Source organism: Moraxella canis (genome assembly GCF_034424565.1).
GTDB classification, from domain to species: Bacteria; Pseudomonadota; Gammaproteobacteria; order Pseudomonadales; family Moraxellaceae; genus Moraxella; species Moraxella canis.
This window is the reverse complement of the sequence record NZ_CP139961.1, coordinates 1535480-1555346: the sequence shown is the minus strand read 5'-3', so window position 1 is coordinate 1555346 and position 19867 is coordinate 1535480. Positions and strand designations below refer to the sequence as shown.

Genomic DNA, 19867 nt, shown 5'->3' with positions numbered 1-19867 from the left:
ACTTAGCCCTCAAAAAACATGCGCTCAACCTTACCCACCAGCGTCTGACCCATAAACGGTGTATTTTTGCCTGCTGATAGCATGGTGTCCTTGGTCACCGTCCAAGTCGCTTTTGGATCGATAAGCACCGCACCGCCGATGACTTGATAATCCTTAATGCCAGCGATTTTGGCAGGATTTAGGCATATTTTTTCAACCAATTCTTCTGGCGTCAAAACACCGTCCGCCACCAGTTTCACCCCAAGCGACACAAAGGTATCAAAATTACTAATCCCTGGCGCACTCTCAGCAAATGGCGCCTGCTTAGCGCTCGATGACAGCGGCTCATGATGGCTACAGATGGCATCGATGGTGCCATCTTTTAGACCTGCGATGAGTGCTTTTTGGTCGGTATTAGAGCGTAAAGGTGGCAGCACATAGACATTGGCATCATAGCCTTCGATATCATCATCGGTCAGATGCAGCTGATGCATCGCCACATCACAGGTGACTGGCAAGCCTTTTTGCTTGGCATGACGAATCAGCTCTACCGAAGTGCGGCAAGTGATCTGGCTAAAATGCACGCTGATGCCTGTCTCTTCAGCCATCAAAATCTGCTTAGACAGCGCAATGGTCTCAGCCAGCCAAGGGATACCCTGCAAGCCATGAAATGACGCAATGTAGCCTTCATGCGCCACGCCGCCTTTTGATAGGCTTGGCTCATCAGGATAAAAAAACACTTTTAGCCCAAAGGTCGCCGCATACTCCAAGCAGCGCAGCAGCACCAAATCATTCTCAAAGCCTGCGCCTGCATTCGTCACTGCGATCGCATTGCCCTGCTTAAGTCCTGCCAAGTTGGCAGGCTGCTTACCTTCCAGACCCTGAGTCAATACCCCCAATACATGCAAATGAATACCGCCATCCGCCCACGCCTTCTCACGCAGACCCTTTAAGAGCGAGCCGTTTTCGAGCACAGGATCTGTGTCTGGTGGCAGCACGACATGTAGGATACCATTTTGGCGCGCGGCTCGCCCTTCGCTTGCCAGCGTACCATGTGACTGATGCCCAGGCTCCCTTAGGCGCGCACACAGATCCACGATGGGCGGTATCAGCCATTTATCCGCAGTGTCCGTCTCTGAGATGTGGGGCTGCTGCCAGTCTTGGGGAAGTAGGTTTTTCATAACAATCTCTTTATTTGCTTGATTTAGGATAAACTGGGTACGCATCAGTGCTAATAGCCCTGCTGATGAAGTATTCGATAGTTATCACAGCCTTTTTGCACCCCATGATCACAGGCTTGACCAAAGTAAATTTTGGCGGTCGTTTTATTTTGGCGCACACCTTTACCCTCATAATACATCACACCCAGATTATATTGAGCCTTTGCACGACCTTGATTGGCGGCTTTGGTGTACCATTTAAACGCTTGATAATAATCTTGGCGGACGCCTCGACCTTTCTCATACATAAACCCCAAATTAGTTTGAGCCTGAGCATACCCTTGATTGGCGGCTTTGGTGTACCACTCAACGGCTTTATGATAATCTTGGCGCACGCCTTGACCGTTCTCATACATCCAGCCCAGATTATGTTGGGCATCTGCAAGCCCTTGATTGGCGGCTTTGGTGTACCATTCAACGGCTTTTTGATCATCTTGGCGCACGCCTTGACCTTTATCATACATCACACCCAGATTATTTTGAGCCATTGCATCGCCTTGATTGGCGGCTTTGGTAATCCATTCAGCGGCTTTTTGATAATCTTGCATATCATAATAATACCTTGCAAGCACCATCTGGGCTGCCGCATCACCTTGTGCGGCTTTTGACAGCTGTGCTGGATCTGCCGCCAGCGCACCGAGTGATAAAGCCGAGACGGCTATCAAGAGGGTCAGTTTTTTTAGCATGATTGGTAGTCCCTTAGTGTATTAATTTGGTCAAATGACGGATTAGCATGGCGTTATCGAGCTTGCCCTGCCATCGCCATCGCCATCACCGCCATACGCACCGCGATGCCATTATTGACCTGCTTTAGGATGACCGACTGCTCACCATCTGCCACGCTTGAGGCGATCTCCACACCGCGGTTCATCGGACCTGGGTGCATGACCAGAGCATTGGGCTTGGCAAGCTTAACACGAGCATCCGTAATGCCATACATCTTAAAATATTCACTGGTGGACGGTAGAAGTGGCGAGCCGATGCGCTCATTTTGGATGCGCAGACCGATGATCACATCAGCATCCGCCAGACCCGCCTCCATCTGCTCGTAGACACTGACGCCATAGCGCTCGATCCCTTTGGGCAATAAGGTCTTAGGCGCAATCACACGAATGTCCTTGACCCCCAGCGTCTGCAGCGCCGAGATGTCCGAGCGTGCGACGCGGCTGTGCTTGATATCACCGATGATCGCTACCGACAGATCATCAAAGGATTTTTGCTGCTTTAGGCACGCCTCTTTATGAATGGTGAGCATATCAAGCATCGCCTGCGTGGGATGCGCATGCCAGCCATCGCCGGCATTGATGATGGCGACATTGGGCGTGACTTGGGTCGCCATAAAGTGTGCAGCGCCTGATGCACTGTGGCGCACCACAAACATATCCGCGCTCATCGCCTCCAGATTCCACAGCGTATCGCGCAGCGTTTCGCCCTTATTGGTGCTTGAGCGTGCGATGTCTAGATTTAGTACATTGGCGCCCAAGCGTTTTTGAGCCGCCTCAAATGTGGTGCGCGTGCGCGTTGAATTTTCAAAAAACAAATTCATCACCGTCTTACCAGACAGCTCTGTGGTGTTAATCAGCCTGCCATCTTCATCAAAATATCCCATCGCCTTATCGATGATGCTCTCAAGCTGCCGTCTACTCAGCCCCTCCACCCCAATAAAATGACGGATACCGCCATCATCAGCGAGCTGAGGCTGTGCGAGCTGAGCATTTAGGCGAGCTTGAATGGTGATCATGGCGGTTTTCCTTATCAATTATCTAAAAAGTTTCATTTAAAATTTGATACCTAGTGGCGAGGCAGAGCCCCTGATATACACTCGATCAAATAAAAAAATAAATTAAGCCATTTTAGCAAATTTCTTGGCTTGAAAACAACGATATTTTTCTTTGATACATCCTTAGGATCGATTTTTGGTGGTTGAGCTATTTATTAATTTTACTAACAATAAAATTATTTATTTTTATCACGCATCGCCTGACACAGCCCCCAAAAATCATGTTAAAATAGCACAAAATCACAGTGCGCTCTTAGCCTTTTGCTAAGCCATGCCGCCACCCAAGGATACATTTATGATAACTTTGACTCAATATTTACAATCACAGGCAAGCAGCGAACTTGCCAGTACTATCGACACCTTGGCAAAGAGCAGTATCGCCATCAGCGCACTGCTCGATAAAGGGGTGCTGGCAGGCATTCATGGCGAAGCTGGCAATGAAAATGTACAAGGCGAAGCCCAAAAAAAGCTCGATGTCATCTCTAATGATCTGCTGCTTGATGCACTCACCAAAAACCCGCACTGTGCAGGCGTCGCCTCCGAAGAGCTGGATGAGATCAGCCCTGCCAATGATCAAGGCACACTGCTTGTCACTTTTGACCCTTTGGATGGCTCTAGTAATATTGATATCAATATGACTGTGGGCACAATTTTTTCTATTTTGCCGCATCCGCGCGTGGGCAGCCAAGCCACCGAAGCTGATTTTTTACAACCAGGTGTTCAACAAGTAGCGGCAGGCTATTTTATTTATGGCACCAGCACCATGCTTGCGATGACGCTGGGTCAAGGTGTCGTGATGTTCAGCTTTGATCCAACCAGTCAAGAGTATTTACTGATTAATGATCAGGTCACCATCAGCCAGACGGCTGCCGAATACGCCATCAATGCGTCGAATTATCGCTACTGGCTTGATCCGATCAAAGAATACATTGATGGCTTGGTCGCAGGTGATCTGGGCGTGCGTAATAAAGATTATAATATGCGCTGGGTGGCGGCGATGATTGCTGATGTGCATCGCATTTTGATTCGTGGCGGCGTATTTATGTACCCATTTGACACCAAAATCGCAGGTAAGGCAGGTAAGCTGCGCTTGATGTATGAAGCCAATCCGATGAGCTTTATCATTGAGCAAGCTGGCGGCGCAAGTACAGATGGCGTTGAGCGTATCATGGAGATTAAGCCTAGCCACATCCATCAGCGCATCCCTGTGGTGCTTGGCGCCAAAGAAGAAGTCGACTATGTTAAAGATCTGCACGCCAAGGCAGGCATTTTGGCGAATGGCGATCCAGCATAACCCATCCAAAAAGTCGCCATCAAGGCGGCTTTTTATTCAGTGCAGTTTGTCGCTGCTTTGATGTTATTAATGTTGGCATTTTATGGTGTCATGACGCCCCTAACTTTTGAGTCAAATTTATCATACCATGATCATCACCTCTCCCACCAATCCCACTGTCCGCCACGCCCAAGCCTTACTCACGCAGCACCGCGCCCGCAAAAAAAGCGGGCAGACGGTCATCGAAGGCGTGCATTTGTTAGTAGAGAAATTTATCATGCAAGACCTTAAAGAAATATTATCTAGCAACAATAATTATTTTGACTTATTGCGGCTAAGCTGTCTCTTTGGCACTCTTTTATCTTTTTCTATTTTCTACATAGGTTTAGGTCTTACAATAACATTTTTGATCATATTTTTTGTCGCTACTTTAATCTTTCTGCTTTTCAAAGAAGATGATGAAACTGCTATTAAATTATTTCTATTTGCTGTTGCCGTCCTTATCCTATGCTTCTTTTTTAAAATTCTAGCAAATGTATTGCTTTTTCTTTATGTATTTTGCACTATTTGTTTTTTAATTCTGCAAGATTGGACTTACAGAATTGGTCACAGAATATTTCATAATGACGATTTTAATCACCATATAAAAGACAACTTACTTAATTCCAACGATATCAAAAAAAGAATATTAACATCAATCACTTTTATATCATACATACTTATGTTTATCTTATCTATAATTTTTGCATATAAAAATTTTGATATTCAAAATTATGAAAATTTAAAAATACAAAAAATTAACATCCTTTCAGAAAAAGATTTTATTAAACAAGTCATCAATAATGAATTTACAGTAAAAATGCGAGTACAAAATTGGCTTAACAGTAAACAGCAAGCCATTACCGCTTTTAAAGGAGTTTTTGGAAAACTTGGCTTTATATTCACCATCTGCACCTTTGTTGGTGCTGGATTTAGTTTTCTTGAAAGTAAAGCAAACAGATAATATTTCATTTAAAGAAGAACACCTCCATGACCCCAATTACCTCTCCCACCAATCCCACTGTCCGCCACGCCCAAGCCCTACTTACTCATCACCGTACTCGCAAAAAAAGCGGGCAAACGGTGATAGAAGGCGTGCATTTGCTAGATGCTTATGTTAAGCAAGGGCTCACGGTTAGTAAGCTTTTGGTTAGCCAAAGTGCCGCAAGCCACCATGAAGTCTTGCCTTTACTGAATCATGCCGAGCATAAGGATATTATTGTCATTGCCGATACTCTCTACAAACAAATCCGCACCCTAGGCGATGGCATCGACATGATGGCGATTGTTGATATTCCTGATCTTGATTTGGTCAATATTCAGACAGACTGCTTGATTTTGGATGGGCTACAAGATACTGGTAATATCGGCACGCTGCTGCGCACCGCTTCTGCTGTCGGCATCCAATCGGTGATCACCACGCCACACACCGCCCACCTTTGGTCGCCTAAGGTGCTGCGGGCAGGCATGGGGGCTCATTTTTCTTTATCGATTTATGAGCACATCACTACCGATGATATCTTACAAAAAGTGCAAACGCCCTTTTATGCCACCAGCTCTCACACCGACACGGTCATTTATGATCATGATTTGACTCAGCCCATCGCCTGGGTGCTTGGGCACGAAGGTCAGGGCGTGAGCGATGACTTTTTAAAACAGGCAACGCCGATCGCCCTGCCACAGCCCGGCGGACAAGAAAGCCTGAATGTCAGTATTGCAGGATCGGTATGCTTTTATGAAATGCTGCGCCAGCGGAGATACTCAAGATGAGTGTTGTCAAACAGTGGCAGTTTTGGGTTCTTATTCTCTTTATAATTGGGGTTTTTGTGATTGCCAGTAGTACCAAAATTCTGGTGCAAAAATACACTTGGCAAGGCGCATCCAGCTCGGCGACCAAGACTTTATCCGCTGCGATCATCACCGATTTGCACAGCTGTTTTTATGGTGATCATCAGCAAGAGATCATGGATATCTTAAGGTTACAAAAGCCTGATATCATTCTTTTGGGCGGGGATATTTACGATGATGATTTGGCGCACACCCACTCCGATATCCTACTGTCACAGCTTGGATCGGTTAGTCGCCATATTTATTATGTCAATGGCAATCATGAGCTGTATATGCCTAGCTTGGAGTACCAAACCGTCCTCGATAAAATCCAAAGCTATGGCATCCAAATTCTCCACGGAACGGGCGTTCAGCGATTAAACGATTCGCCAATCTCGGTCTGGGGTGTGGCTGATCCAGTCAGTGGCGAATTTGACACTCAGCTAAACACTGTCGGCACGCTTGCCAATCCAGATCACATTAATATTTTGCTCAGTCATCGCCCTGAGCGTGTGAGCGACTATGTCCAATATCCCTTTGACATCGTGGTCAGCGGTCATGCCCATGGCGGTCAATGGCGATTGCCACCTTTGATAAATGGGCTGTTTGCGCCCAATCAAGGACTGTTTCCAGCCTACGCTGGCGGTCAATATCAACTTGATAATACAGACCCCAACCGATCAAGTGAGCTCATTGTCAGTCGCGGCTTAGCAAAAGAATCAACCCGATTTGTCCCACGCATTTTTAATCGTCCAGAAATTGTATTTTTGGACATTCATTATTGATATTTTATATCAAAAAAAATACATCCAATCAAATGATTGGATGTATTTTGGCTGTGAAAGATATGTTGAATTATAATTTTTCAATCAGCTCAGGAACGATATTGTACAAATCGCCTTCCAAGAAGTAGTCAGCAACTGACGCAATTGGCGACTCTGGATCGTTGTTGATTGCCACGATGGTTTTTGAGTCTTTCATACCTGCCAAGTGCTGGATCGCACCAGAGATACCGATTGCGATGTATAGATTTGGGGCAACGATTTTACCCGTCTGACCAACTTGCATATCATTAGGTACAAAGCCTGCGTCAACCGCAGCACGGCTCGCGCCCACCGCTGCACCAAGCTTATCAGCCAAAGGCTCGATGTATTTGGTGAAGTTTTCACCACTGGCAAGCGCACGACCGCCTGAAACGACGATATTAGCTGAGGTTAGCTCTGGGCGATCAGACTTAGCCAACTCTTCTTTCACAAAGCTTGACTTACCAGCATCTTCGGCGATGTCCACTGCTTCAACAGAAGCACTGCCTGTCAATTCTGCCGGCTCAAATGCGGTACCACGCACCGATACCACCAATACATTTTCGCTTGATTTAACGGTAGCAATCGCGTTACCTGCATAAATTGGGCGCTCAAAAGTATTGGCATCTACCACAGCGGTAATGTCTGAGACCATGCTCACATCCAAAAGCGCTGCCACGCGTGGCAAAAAGTTCTTGCCAGTAGTCGTCGCAGGTGCCACGATATGGCTATAATCACCTGCCAAATCTTTGACTAGCAAGGCAACATTTTCTGCCAACTGATTGGCATAGGCAGCGTTATCCGCGACCAATACCTTGCTTACGCCTGCCACTTTGGCAGCTTCTTCTGCCACAGCTTGGCAATCAGCACCTGCTATTAGCACATGGATATCACCGCCCATCTTCGCTGCAGCGGTTACGGTCGACAAGGTCGCTGACTTTAGTTCTTTATTATCATGCTCTGCATATACTAAAATTGTCATAATTTTTTATCCTTAAACTTTGTAATGGGTATTAAATAACGCGCGCTTCATTTTTTAGCTTGTCGATCAACTCATCAACCGATGACACCTTAACGCCTGCTGAACGCTCTTTTGGTGCAGATACTTTGATGGTTTCAAGCTTAGAAGTCATTTCCACCCCAAAGTCTGCAGGTGATTTGGTATCAAGTGGCTTTTTCTTAGCTGCCATGATATTTGGTAGCTTAGGGAAGCGTGGTTCATTCAGACGCAAGTCAGTAGTGATCACTGCAGGTAGTGATAGCGCCACCGTCTGAAGACCGCCGTCGATTTCGCGCGTGACATTCACTTTATCACCTTCAACCACAACTTCAGAAGCAAAGGTACCTTGACCCACGCCCATCAGCGCTGCCAGCATTTGACCTGTTTGGTTGTTATCGTCGTCAATCGCCTGCTTACCTAGTAGTACAATCTGTGCACCTTCAGCTTCTGCCACACCTTTTAGGATTTTGGCGACTTGTAGTGGCTGTGCTTTGGCGTCAGTTTCAACCAAAATACCGCGGTCAGCGCCCAATGCCAATGCTGAGCGGATTTGCTCTGAAGACTGGCTGGTGCCGATAGAGACAGCGATGACTTCGCTTGCGACGCCTTTTTCTTTTAGGCGTACCGCTTCTTCGATAGCAATTTCACAAAATGGGTTAACGCTCATCTTAGCATTGGCAAGCTCTACACCTGACTCATCAGCTTTTACACGCACTTTTACATTGTGGTCAACGACACGTTTTACCGCGACTAATATTTTCATAGAATCCTCTTCTTTTGTTACATTAAATAAAAACACAGACCCTAATACAATACACATTCCGCGCGGTTTTGTAAACTACAGAACGTAAATTTTCGTTCAAAAAATGATAACTTTGACCAATGGGTCATTTTTGTAACAATATTTTGCTCCTTTGCAGTTCAGGCTTAAATATTTTATAATGATTCATCGCTAGGGTTTATGGATACCACATGATACAATAGCGTTTTTGCCGTCTGCGCGGTGGTTTATGACTGTATTTCGCTCTTTATCTGATGAACAACAAGGCTATTTATTTACCTTTATCACCATGTGTATTTGGGGTGCGTTTGGGCTGATGGCTCGAATGAATGCCTATTGGCAGATTCAGATTTGGGATGTATTACTTCTTCGATTTGGTATCGCCGCCGCTGTGCTTTTGCCCATTTTATGGTGGAAAAAAGACTATCGCTTTCTTTTTGATTTTAAAATGGTCGTACTGGCTTTGACCGGTAGTATTGGCTATTGCGTGTTTGTTTATAGCGGATTTTTTTATGCCCCTGTGGCGCACGGCGTGGTGTTTTTGAATGGTACATTTCCGCTATTTGCTGCGCTCATCGGCTATCTGATGCTAAGACAGCCGATCGACAGACAGACTGGCATAGGTTTATCCATCATCGTGATAACTTTGCTATTTATGACCGTCAGCATGATCATTGGCGATGGGCACTTTGGGCGCGGCGATTTGATGTTTATTGCCAGTGGTCTATGCTGGGGGCTGTTTTCGGTACTGCTGCGCAAATGGAGCTTTTCTGCCTGGCATATCATGTGCGGCGTCGCCATTTGGTCAGCGATCATTTATACGCTGATCTATGTCTGCTTTGTCACGCCCGCCTTCGATCAAGTCAAGCCTTTACACTTGGCATTTCAAGGGATATTTCACGGCATTTTTGTGGTCATCATCGCAACCTTAACCTATGCCAAAGCGGTGGCGCAAATCGGCATCTTTAAAGCAGGCAGTATCGCCAACTTAGCGCCCTTTATTGCCAGTATCATTGCGGTGCCACTGCTTGGAGAGATGCTAAATACCACTCTAGTCATCGGCTTGATTGGCATGGCATTGGGCGCTTTGCAGCCTTGGCGCTGGTTTATTGGGCGCTAAGATTATAACCCTTACCACCCACCAAAAGCGTTTGTAAGGTATTTTGCCCAATCAAATAACTCAAATCTGCAGGGCGGCTGATATCCCAAAAGGCGATGTCTGCATCAAACCCCACTTTGAGCTGACCTTTCTGATGCTCAAGTCCCAATGCTTTGGCGGCGTGGCGTGTCGTCCCTGCCAGTGCTTCTTCTGGCGTGAGCTGAAATAAAGTACACGCCATGTTCATCGCAAGCAGTAAAGAGGTGGACGGTGATGTGCCAGGATTGCAGTCGGTTGAGACTGCCATAGAGACGCCCTGCTGACGCATACGATCTATCGGTGGCAGCTTGGTCTCACGCAGAACATAAAACGCTGTCGGCAAAAGCACGCCCACCACGCCTTTATCCGCCATTTTTTCAATATTATTGTCATTAAGATATTCAATGTGATCAGCGGACAGCCCCTCATAAGCTGCCACAAGACCTGCACCGCCCATATCTGATAGCTGCTCGGCATGTAATTTGACAGGCAAACCCAAGGACTGCGCCACATCGAACACTTTTGATACCTGCTCTGGGCTAAACGCGATATTTTCACAAAATGCATCCACCGCATCCACCAAGCCTTCTTCATATAAAATTGGCAGCCACTGGCAGACTTGATCGATATACTCATCAGGCTGATCTTTATACTCTGGTGGCAGCGCATGGGCAGCCAGATAGGTTTTTTTGACTGTGATACCGTAGTTTTTACCCAGTGCTTGGGCGACTAAGAGCATTTTTCTTTCATTTTCCAAATCCAGACCATAGCCAGATTTGATTTCAATGGTTGACACACCTTGGCTGATCAAAGCTTGCAAGCGCTTTTCGCTGGCTTGATACAGCTCATCAAAACTCGACTGACGCACCGACTTGACCGTTGAGACGATGCCGCCGCCTTGGTTAGCGATGGTCTTATAATCCACACCATTTAAGCGCATCTCAAATTCATTACTGCGATTACCTGCATAGACCAAATGTGTGTGGCAATCAATCAACGCAGGGGTGAGCCACTGATGATTGGCGTCTATCACCTGATCAGCCGTCAGCCCTGCAGCCGAATGGGCGATATGCTGAATCTTGCCTTCGCTGATTCCGATTGCGCCATCTAGGATCTGTCCATAAGGCACCTGCCCACCAAAACCAAACTCATCATTCATGGTCGCCAAATTTGCATGAATGATCAACGTATCAAAATGAGTCATCATCTCCCCTTTATTACCATCTTTTTAGATTTAAAATTTGTAAAATAACTAACCAATCACGCATCAGACCATTTAGCTTAATTTATTTATCCATACCAAATAAATTAAGTATCAGATTGTGGGATCATGCGCTGTCAGCAATAGCTGTTCTACGCATACAGCCAATAGACGAGCAGCCACTTTTGCGCCTCGATCATCAATGTCATAAGCAGGATTAAATTCCGCAAAATCAAGCACCTTGACTTTATGTGTGTCAATGATCTTAGCAAGTAAAAATTCAAGCAAATCCAAGTCAAGGCCCTTTGGATTAACAGCGCTGACCGCTGGCATCTCACCCGCTGGCAAGCAGTCCAAATCGACGGTCACATACAGCACATCCACAGCCTCGATAAACTCCGCCAAGCGCTGCCAAATCTCATCATACGACAGACGATGGCACTCATCATCACTGATGATGCCGACACCAAGTTGATTGGCTTTATCAAACAAACTTGCGGTATTACCAAAACGGCTGATACCTACACAAAAATACGCAAAATCACGACCCAATATCTCGCTGATTTGTAAAAATGGCGTACCTGAAGTGGCATACTCATCAGTGCGTAAGTCAAAATGCGCATCAAAATTAATAATACCAATCTTTTGGGAGGTATCTTTGAGTTTCAAAAATTGATACAAGCCCAAAAAACTACCAAAAGCAATCTCATGCCCACCACCCAAGCCAATGGCGACCGAGTTTTGAGCCAAAATTTCGGTCACTTTGTCAGCATACAGTGCTTGGGCGGACTCCAGACTATGCGGCATGATTTCTACAAAATCTTCACAAACGACCTCGCCTGCATCCCCGACCAAGTGATTTAATTGACCATACGCATCTTGGATGGCTGGCGTTATGGGAAGCTTGGCAAAAAATTGGCGGATTTTGGTAGGTCCAGAGTTTGCCCCAATGCGTCCAAGATTGCGCTTCACACCTTCATGACTGGCAAAACCAATCAATCCAATGCGCTGATAATCAAAACCTTGCACCATCTGATGCCAGTATAACGACCTGTCCGACTCTAAAGGATCGCTGCGTCCAGTGTAGTTACTGGCAACAAAAGAAACAAAATCCGCCATGATAAATTTTTCCAAATTCAATTATAAAATGATCACACGCATCAAATCATGCATTCACATACCAATCCGATCTTAGCTCCGACCAGCTCTCTAACAGCTCGCCTGATAACACCATTTGCTTGGCATGTTCGATATCACTGGCAAAGTAGCGATCTTTATCATAAAAATCAACCACAGCACGCAGCTGACTGTGCACCTGAGAGATTTTTTGTGATGTTGATAAGCCATTTTGGATATGAAAATCCACACCTTGAGCAGCGGCAAGCAGCTCAATCCCCACCACTGTGGCGGTGTTGTGTGCCATCTCATACAGACGGCGAGCAGCAAAAGTCGCCATAGACACATGGTCTTCTTGGTTGGCACTGGTGGGTATGCTGTCCACGGAGGCAGGATGCGCCAAAGATTTATTTTCACTGACCAAAGCCGCTGCCGTGACATGAGCAATCATAAAGCCTGAGTTCAAGCCTGCATTTTTCACCAAAAATGCTGGCAACCCGCCCGACAATGTCTGATCAATCAATAAAGAAACACGGCGCTCACTCATCGATCCGATCTCACTGAGCGCCAGCGCCAGCATATCAGCAGCAAAAGCCACTGGCTCCGCATGAAAATTACCCCCAGAGATCGCCACGGGCTCATCATCATTGAAAATCAGCGGATTATCAGTGATGGCATTGGCTTCAGTGAGTAAGGTTTTGCCTGCTTGGTTGATGACATCAAGGCACGCGCCCATGACCTGAGGCTGGCATCTTAAGCAATACGGATCTTGCACACGCTCATCATCTTGTGCGTGAGATTCTCGGATGGCACTGCCCTCAATCAGCCCTCGATGAGTTTTGGCGATTTGAATTTGTCCGTAGTGCCCACGCACTTCGTGTATGCGCGCATCAAAAGGCGCATCTGAACCACGCGCAGCATCGATAGACATACTGCCCACAACCGTCGCCGCTGCCAACAGATCTTGCGCCATAAAATAACCGCGTATCGCCAAAGCTGTCGAGACTTGCGTTCCATTAATCAGCGCAAGCCCTTCTTTGGCTGCCAGTTTGATTGGTGTTAAGCCAGCTTGAGCCAGTGCCTCTTTGGCAGATATGGTTTGACCATTAACCACCACTTGCCCTTCACCCAAGATTGCCAATGTCATGTGCGATAAAGGCGCCAGATCGCCACTTGCCCCCACCGAGCCCTTGGCTGGGATGATTGGCATGATGTCATGATTAATCAAGCCCATCAAAGCATCAATCACCTCGCGGCGCACGCCAGAGCAGCCTTGGGCTAGGCTTGATAATTTCATCACAATGATCAAGCGGACAACATTATCGGGCAGACGCTCGCCTGTGCCCACGCAGTGACTTAAAATCAAGTTTCTTTGTAAGAGTTCAAGCTCATCATCGGCGATGCGTGTTTTGGCAAGCAGACCAAAGCCTGTGTTAATGCCATAAGCGGCTTTGTCTTTTTTGATAATTGCCTGAACCGCTTCATGCGATCGATCAATTTGAGCATCATTGTCAGGATCAAGCGTGATAGTCACTGGATTATTATAAATTTTGCGAAGCTGATCAAAAGTTAGCCGACCTGCTGAGAGAAACACGGTGTTTTTCATAAGACTATCCTTAATCAATTAATAAATCCAGCCCAAATGTATCGCCAAATGACCAAACGCACAAGCAAATAAAATACTCAATGCAACGCGTATGAACCAGATTAAGACCATTTTAGCGACAGACAAAGGGATTTTGGTTGCCAATACACAAGGCACCATGCCCGAAAAAAAGACCACCGAAGAGACCGACACTACTGCGGTCACATAACGGGTCAAGACATCGCTTTGAGCCAATAAAAGCGCAGGTAAAAACATCTCTGCCAGACCAGAAGACAAGCCTTTGGCAGCGCCCATAGGATCGGACAATCCCCCCAGCCAAGTAAACGGCACCAAAGCCAAACCAAGAATGTCAAAAACGGGCGTGTACTTTTCTAATAATAACCCAAATAAGCCAATGGCAATGATGGCAGGCACGACCGCTGCAGACATTTGGATGCCATCCCAAAGATTTTGTCCCAAAACTCGATACAGCGGCGGCGCACTTTTGGCGGTTTGGACACCTGTTTGCCATGCGTGACTTAGGCGTGAATGATTAAACTCAATTTCATCAGCAATAGTTTTTTGATCATCCATATTTCTAATGGGCGGCAGGCGAGCTGTGATCGCTGTCACCAAAAAAGTAATGACCAGACACGACCAAAAATACACATTCCAAAACGGCATCAATTCCAAAGTCTTAGCGACAATCACCACAAATGCTGTCGAAACCGTCGAAAATCCAGTGGCGATGATCGCCGCTTCTTTGGCAGAGTACGCCCCTTTGAGATACACACGATCCGTAATCAACAGACCAACAGAATAGCTGCCCACAAATGACGCCACAGCGTCTATCGCCGACGATCCTGGAGTCCGCCAAATCGGTCTCATCACAGGCTGCATGATCACGCCCATCATCTCAAGCAAGCCAAAAGCAATCAAAAAGGACAGCATGAGTGCGCCAATGGGAATGATCATACCAACTGGCAACGCTAATTTTTCAAACAAAAATGGCAGCATGTCTTTGGTCATCAGCACATCAGGCGCAGTGCCTGTCACATACATGACCGCTAAGACCAAACCCAATACTTTAAACGCACTTAAAATCATATTGGTCGCATTTGAGCGCCATGTCCCAGAAACAAACGGCTTGGCAACGCCATAGATCATGAGTAAAAATAACAAAATGACAGCCAAGGTGCGCTGCTGGTTCACCAAGTAGCCAGCCATATGATCAAAAGCAATGGTGCGCTTGCCACCGATGGTGATCGGCACAAAAAACAGCGCGATGCCCAATAGGCTAAATCCAGTCATTTGTATGACGGCTAAGGTGTTAGACTTAGAATGGTGGTTGTTATTCATTTTTTTCCTTAAAACAGACAATTCCTTTGAGCAATTTTTATAGATCAAAACACATCAGGGCAAAAGGCAATCGATCGCCTTTTGCCCTGATTTTTATTCATCCAAAGATAAAGATTAAGGCTCTAACATCGGCAACTTTAAGCCATAATTTTTGGCAGTTTCAATGGCAAGCTCATAGCCAGCATCGGCATGGCGCATCACACCACTGCCACAGTCATTCACGAGCACATTGGCTAAGCGCGCGGCGGCTTCATCCGTACCGTCAGCGACAATCACCATGCCAGAATGCTGAGAGTAACCCATGCCGACACCGCCGCCATGGTGCAAAGACACCCAAGTGGCGCCACCTGCCACATTCAGCATACCATTTAACAAAGCCCAGTCAGACACCGCATCCGTGCCGTCTTTCATCGATTCGGTTTCTCGGTTGGGGCTTGCCACAGAACCCGTATCTAGGTGATCTCGACCAATGACGATCGGACCTTTTAGTTCGCCGTTTTTCACCATTTCATTAAACGCCAAGCCTGCTTTGTCTCGCTCGCCAAGACCAAGCCAGCAGATACGCGCCGGCAAGCCCTGAAAATGAATGCGATCTTTTGCCATATCCAGCCAGTTATGCACATGCTGATTATCAGGGAACAGCTCTTTGATCTTTTGGTCAGTCTTGTAAATGTCTTCTGGATCGCCAGACAATGCAACCCAGCGAAATGGACCTTTACCTTGACAAAATAACGGACGGATATAAGCAGGGACAAAGCCAGGGAAATCAAAGGCATTTTTCACCCCTTCATCAAAGGCGACTTGACGAATATTATTACCATAGTCAGTGGCAGGCACGCCCATGGCTTGCAGATCGAGCATGGCTTGTACATGCACCGCACACGACTTGGCAGCTGCTTGGGTCAATTTTTCGTGTTGGCTTGGATCGGCTTGTGCTGCCTTCCACTCCTCGACCGTCCAGCCGATTGGCAAATAGCCATTGATCAAATCGTGGGCGGATGTTTGGTCGGTGACAAAGTCAGGCTTAAAGTGCTTGTTGTCACCAGCGTTTTTGGCGCGCTCAACAATTTGTGGCAAAATTTCGGCGGCATTGCCAAGTAAGGCAATCGATACCGCTTCGCCTTTGTCGGTATGCTCTTTAATGAGCTCATAAGCGTGGTCAAGGTCACGAGCTTGCTTATCCACATAGCCTGTGCGCAAGCGAAAATCAATGCTGGATTGCTGGCATTCGATATTCAGTGACACAGCCCCTGCAAAGGTCGCCGCCAGCGGCTGAGCGCCGCCCATACCACCAAGCCCTGCGGTCAAAATCCAGCGACCCTTCCAATTATCAGTGCTTTTATCTTGACCATGACCAAAATGCTGTCGTCCTGCTTCAGCAAAGGTCTCATAAGTGCCCTGCACAATCCCTTGTGTGCCAATATAAATCCAGCTGCCTGCGGTCATCTGCCCATACATAAACAAATCTTTGCGGTCAAGCTCATTAAAATGCTCCCACGTCGCCCAGCGTGGCACAAGGTTTGAGTTGGCGATCAGTACACGCGGCGCATTCGCATGCGTATTAAACACACCCACAGGTTTGCCAGATTGGATCAGCAAGGTTTGGTTATCTTCAAGTTCGGTGAGTGTCTCCAAGATTTTGTCATAACACTCCCAGTTGCGCGCAGCACGTCCAATGCCGCCATACACCACAAGGCTCTGGGGGTTTTCGGCAACATCAGGATGTAGGTTATTTTGGATCATGCGATATGGCGCTTCGGTCAGCCAGCTTTTGCAAGTCAAGCTTGTGCCTGTGGGCGCTTGGATGACACGGCTGGTGTCAGTACGAGTGAATTTGGTCATAATAATATCCTTTTTACTAGAATTTAACTTAATGAAAATGGCGTTAAGTTGTATATACTAATAATAGCAAATAATAATTATCTATGCAAATTATTTTTAAATTTTAAACACAAAAAAATACCGTCATCATCAGATAACGGTATTTTGGATGGTTATGATATCTTAGCTAAGCTGAGCAACGTCAATTTTATCAGCTTTGCCAGTATAGTCAGCCATCTGATCAAAGTTCAGATAGTTATATACCTCTGCTTGCATATTATCAAGCTTGCCTGCATATTTTTGATATTCTTCAACTGTTGGCAGCTTACCGATAACCGCTGCTACAGACGCAAGCTCTGCAGACGCCAAGTAAACGTTAGCACCTTGACCTAAGCGGTTCGGGAAGTTACGTGTCGAAGTTGAAACCGCTGTTGAGTTTGGAGCGATACGCGCTTGGTTACCCATACATAGCGAGCAGCCTGGCATTTCAGTACGTGCACCGGCTTGCGCATAAGTATTATAGTAACCTTCATCCATCAACTGGCGCTCATCCATCTTAGTTGGTGGCGCAATCCACATACGAGTCGTCAAGCTACCTGCTGGTACTTCTGATAGAAGCTTACCTGCAGCACGGAAGTGACCGATGTTAGTCATACATGAGCCGATGAATACTTCATCAACCTTATCGCCTGCCACTTCAGACAATAGCTTAGCATCATCTGGGTCATTTGGGCAGCACAAGATCGGCTCTTTAATTTCAGATAGATCGATCTCGTAAACTTTAGCGTATTCAGCATCTGGATCAGCTTTCATCAGGCTTGGGTTATCAAGCCATTTTTGCATGTTTTCAGCGCGGCGAGACAAGGTACGCGCATCACCATAGCCTTCAGCGATCATCCACTTGAGCATGACAATGTTTGAGCGCAAGTATTCAGCGACTTTTTCTTCTGATACCGTGATGGCACATCCTGCAGCTGAGCGCTCAGCCGATGCATCAGACAGCTCAAATGCTTGCTCAACAGTCAGGTCATTTTCCATTTCGGTCAGATCGATCTCAAGGATACGACCTGAGAAAATGTTTTTCTTACCTTTTTTCTCAACCGTTAGATCGCCTTCTTGGATGGCATAGTAAGGAATGGCATGAACCAGATCACGCAAGGTGATGCCAGGCTGCATTTTACCTTTGAACTTAACCAAGACAGACTCTGGCATATCCAATGGCATCACACCTGTTGCTGCCGCAAAGGCGACCAAACCTGAACCCGCTGGGAATGAGATACCGATCGGGAAACGAGTATGAGAGTCACCGCCAGTACCCACAGTATCAGGCAGTAGCATACGGTTTAGCCATGAGTGGATGACGCCGTCACCTGGACGCAAGCTCACACCACCACGATTCATGATAAAGTCAGGCAAGGTATGATGCGTGACAACATCAATCGGCTTAGGATAAGCAGCAGTATGACAGAAAGACTGCATCACTAGGTCAGATGAAAAGCCCAAGCAAGCCAAATCTTTTAGCTCATCACGAGTCATTGGACCTGTGGTATCTTGTGAGCCAACTGTTGTCATCTTAGGTTCGCAATAGGTGCCTGGGCGGATACCTTGACCTTCTGGCAAACCGCAAGCGCGACCGACCATTTTTTGTGCCAAAGTAAAGCCCTTACCTGTGTCAGCAGGTTGATCTGGTGTGCGGAACAAGGTAGAAGGCTCTAGACCCAATGATTCACGAGCTTTGGTCGTTAAGCTGCGACCGATAATTAGGTTAATACGACCACCAGCACGCACTTCGTCTAACAGCACAGGCGTTTTAAGTGGTGATTCAGCGATTTGCTGACCCTCTTTAAAAGCAGTCACTACAGCGGTTTCGTGATTGATTTTCAGGGTAACTTCATCACCCATGTTCATCTCGGTAACATCAATCTCAACAGGCAGCGCACCTGCATCTTCCATGGTATTAAAGAAAATTGGTGCAATTTTTCCGCCTAAGCACACGCCGCCATCTTTTTTATTTGGAATGTGAGGGATTTCATCACCAAAGAACCATAGCACTGAGTTGGTTGCAGATTTACGGCTTGAGCCTGTACCCACAACATCACCCACATACGCCACAGGATTGCCTTTAGCGATCAAGTCTTTAATTTGGGTAAGCGGACCTACAACACCTGGCTGCTCAGGCTCAATGCCATCACGCTCATTTTTGAGCATGGCGTTGGCGTGCAATGGAATGTCAGGACGGCTCCAAGCATCTTGTGCAGGTGATAGATCGTCAGTGTTGGTTTCGCCAGTCACTTTAAATACAGTGATGGTGATTTCTTCTGGTACTTCAGGACGGCTTGTGAACCACTCTGCCTCTGCCCATGATTCTAGCACGGCTTTGGCGTTGGCATTACCTGCTTTGGCTTTTTCTTCGACATCATGGAAAGCATCAAAAACCAACAAGGTTTTTTTGAGTGCTTCAGCTGCCAAACCACCCAGCTCTCCATCTTCAAGCAATTCTACCAGTGGCGCAACATTATAACCGCCCAGCATAGTGCCCAATAGATACACGGCACGCTCTTTTGAGATCAGAGGAGAGGTGGTCTCACCTTTTGCAATGGCAGATAAAAACGCAGCTTTGACATAAGCGGCTTGGTCAACGCCTGCTGGAACTCGATTTTCAAGCAAGTCCACCAAATAGTCTTCTTCGCCTGCTGGTGGATTTTTTAGCAGCTCAACCAAATCGGCAGTTTGTACATCAGTCAATGGCTGTGGTGGCACGCCTAATGCTGCACGCTCTTCAACATGAGCTCTATATTGTTCTAACATAGCATATCCTCTTTTAAACTAAACAATCTTAATCAGTGCTTATAAGTCAATGACTGATCATTATACTTACAAGTGCCTAAAGATAACCTTACTTGTTTTTGAACATAAACAAGTGTTACTTCTCCACTTATAATAAT

Annotated in this window: 16 protein-coding genes; 5 read left to right on the top strand and 11 right to left on the bottom strand. The window is 46.5% G+C overall.

The genetic code is table 11. The features are described 5' to 3' along the window. Nucleotides 1-2: 2 nt before the first annotated feature. From U0021_RS07085 to U0021_RS07075, 3 genes are read right to left on the bottom strand one after another with little or no spacing between them, the layout of a single operon-like run. Nucleotides 3-1160, bottom strand: coding sequence for a dihydroorotase (locus U0021_RS07085; RefSeq protein WP_114799866.1), 1158 nt, complete (start codon nucleotides 1158-1160; stop codon nucleotides 3-5). Between the two features lie 50 nt (nucleotides 1161-1210). After that, a complete protein-coding gene (locus U0021_RS07080; protein WP_114799865.1) occupies nucleotides 1211-1885 on the bottom strand; it encodes a tetratricopeptide repeat protein in 675 nt (224 codons plus the stop codon). A 53-nt stretch (nucleotides 1886-1938) separates the two neighbouring features. Then, nucleotides 1939-2940, bottom strand: a complete 1002-nt coding sequence (locus U0021_RS07075) for an aspartate carbamoyltransferase catalytic subunit (RefSeq protein WP_049236561.1) — start codon at nucleotides 2938-2940, stop codon at nucleotides 1939-1941. Nucleotides 2941-3274: 334 nt separating this feature from the next. On the opposite strand from U0021_RS07075, the gene U0021_RS07070 reads away from it, so the two are divergent. The 4 genes from U0021_RS07070 (at nucleotide 3275) to U0021_RS07055 (ending at nucleotide 6903) form a co-directional block, all read left to right on the top strand. Further along, nucleotides 3275-4273: a class 1 fructose-bisphosphatase gene (locus U0021_RS07070; protein ID WP_114799864.1), complete on the top strand. Its 999-nt coding sequence runs from the start codon at nucleotides 3275-3277 to the stop codon at nucleotides 4271-4273. A gap of 127 nt (nucleotides 4274-4400) precedes the next feature. Then, nucleotides 4401-5255, top strand: a complete 855-nt coding sequence (locus U0021_RS07065) for a hypothetical protein (protein WP_205276489.1) — start codon at nucleotides 4401-4403, stop codon at nucleotides 5253-5255. Between the two features lie 26 nt (nucleotides 5256-5281). Then, entirely contained in the window at nucleotides 5282-6061 is a 780-nt protein-coding gene (locus tag U0021_RS07060; protein WP_114799863.1) for a TrmH family RNA methyltransferase, read from the top strand. Nucleotides 6062-6117: 56 nt separating this feature from the next. Continuing rightward, nucleotides 6118-6903: a metallophosphoesterase gene (locus U0021_RS07055; RefSeq protein ID WP_162816781.1), complete on the top strand. Its 786-nt coding sequence runs from the start codon at nucleotides 6118-6120 to the stop codon at nucleotides 6901-6903. 70 nt (nucleotides 6904-6973) lie between these two features. Here the strand turns inward: U0021_RS07055 and U0021_RS07050 are convergent, their stop codons facing one another. Both U0021_RS07050 and U0021_RS07045 read right to left on the bottom strand, forming a co-directional pair. Then, nucleotides 6974-7903, bottom strand: a complete 930-nt coding sequence (locus tag U0021_RS07050) for an electron transfer flavoprotein subunit alpha/FixB family protein (RefSeq protein ID WP_114799861.1) — start codon at nucleotides 7901-7903, stop codon at nucleotides 6974-6976. Nucleotides 7904-7934: 31 nt separating this feature from the next. Beyond that, entirely contained in the window at nucleotides 7935-8684 is a 750-nt protein-coding gene (locus tag U0021_RS07045; protein ID WP_049236567.1) for an electron transfer flavoprotein subunit beta/FixA family protein, read from the bottom strand. Between the two features lie 217 nt (nucleotides 8685-8901). On the opposite strand from U0021_RS07045, the gene U0021_RS07040 reads away from it, so the two are divergent. Then, entirely contained in the window at nucleotides 8902-9822 is a 921-nt protein-coding gene (locus U0021_RS07040) for a DMT family transporter (RefSeq protein ID WP_114799860.1), read from the top strand. Here the strand turns inward: U0021_RS07040 and hutI are convergent. The 6 genes from hutI to U0021_RS07010 form a co-directional block, all read right to left on the bottom strand. Beyond that, a complete protein-coding gene (gene hutI / locus U0021_RS07035) occupies nucleotides 9809-11047 on the bottom strand; it encodes an imidazolonepropionase (protein WP_205276488.1) in 1239 nt (412 codons plus the stop codon). The two genes, U0021_RS07040 and hutI, sit on opposite strands and share 14 nt — an antisense overlap. A 108-nt stretch (nucleotides 11048-11155) precedes the next feature. Next, nucleotides 11156-12160, bottom strand: coding sequence for a formimidoylglutamase (gene hutG, locus U0021_RS07030; protein ID WP_114799858.1), 1005 nt, complete (start codon nucleotides 12158-12160; stop codon nucleotides 11156-11158). A gap of 46 nt (nucleotides 12161-12206) precedes the next feature. After that, the gene (gene hutH, locus U0021_RS07025; protein ID WP_114799857.1) at nucleotides 12207-13763 is read right to left on the bottom strand and encodes a histidine ammonia-lyase; all 1557 of its coding nucleotides are present in this window, start codon (nucleotides 13761-13763) and stop codon (nucleotides 12207-12209) included. Nucleotides 13764-13781: 18 nt separating this feature from the next. After that, complete coding sequence (locus U0021_RS07020) at nucleotides 13782-15101, bottom strand: YjiH family protein (RefSeq protein ID WP_114799856.1); 1320 nt, start codon at nucleotides 15099-15101, stop codon at nucleotides 13782-13784. A gap of 114 nt (nucleotides 15102-15215) precedes the next feature. Further along, nucleotides 15216-16943 (bottom strand): urocanate hydratase, encoded by a 1728-nt coding sequence (gene hutU / locus U0021_RS07015; protein WP_114799855.1) that lies wholly within the window; start codon nucleotides 16941-16943, stop codon nucleotides 15216-15218. Between the two features lie 162 nt (nucleotides 16944-17105). Beyond that, on the bottom strand, nucleotides 17106-19730 hold the full coding sequence (locus U0021_RS07010; protein ID WP_114799854.1) for a bifunctional aconitate hydratase 2/2-methylisocitrate dehydratase: 2625 nt from the start codon (nucleotides 19728-19730) through the stop codon (nucleotides 17106-17108). Between the last annotated feature and the right edge of the window lie 137 nt (nucleotides 19731-19867).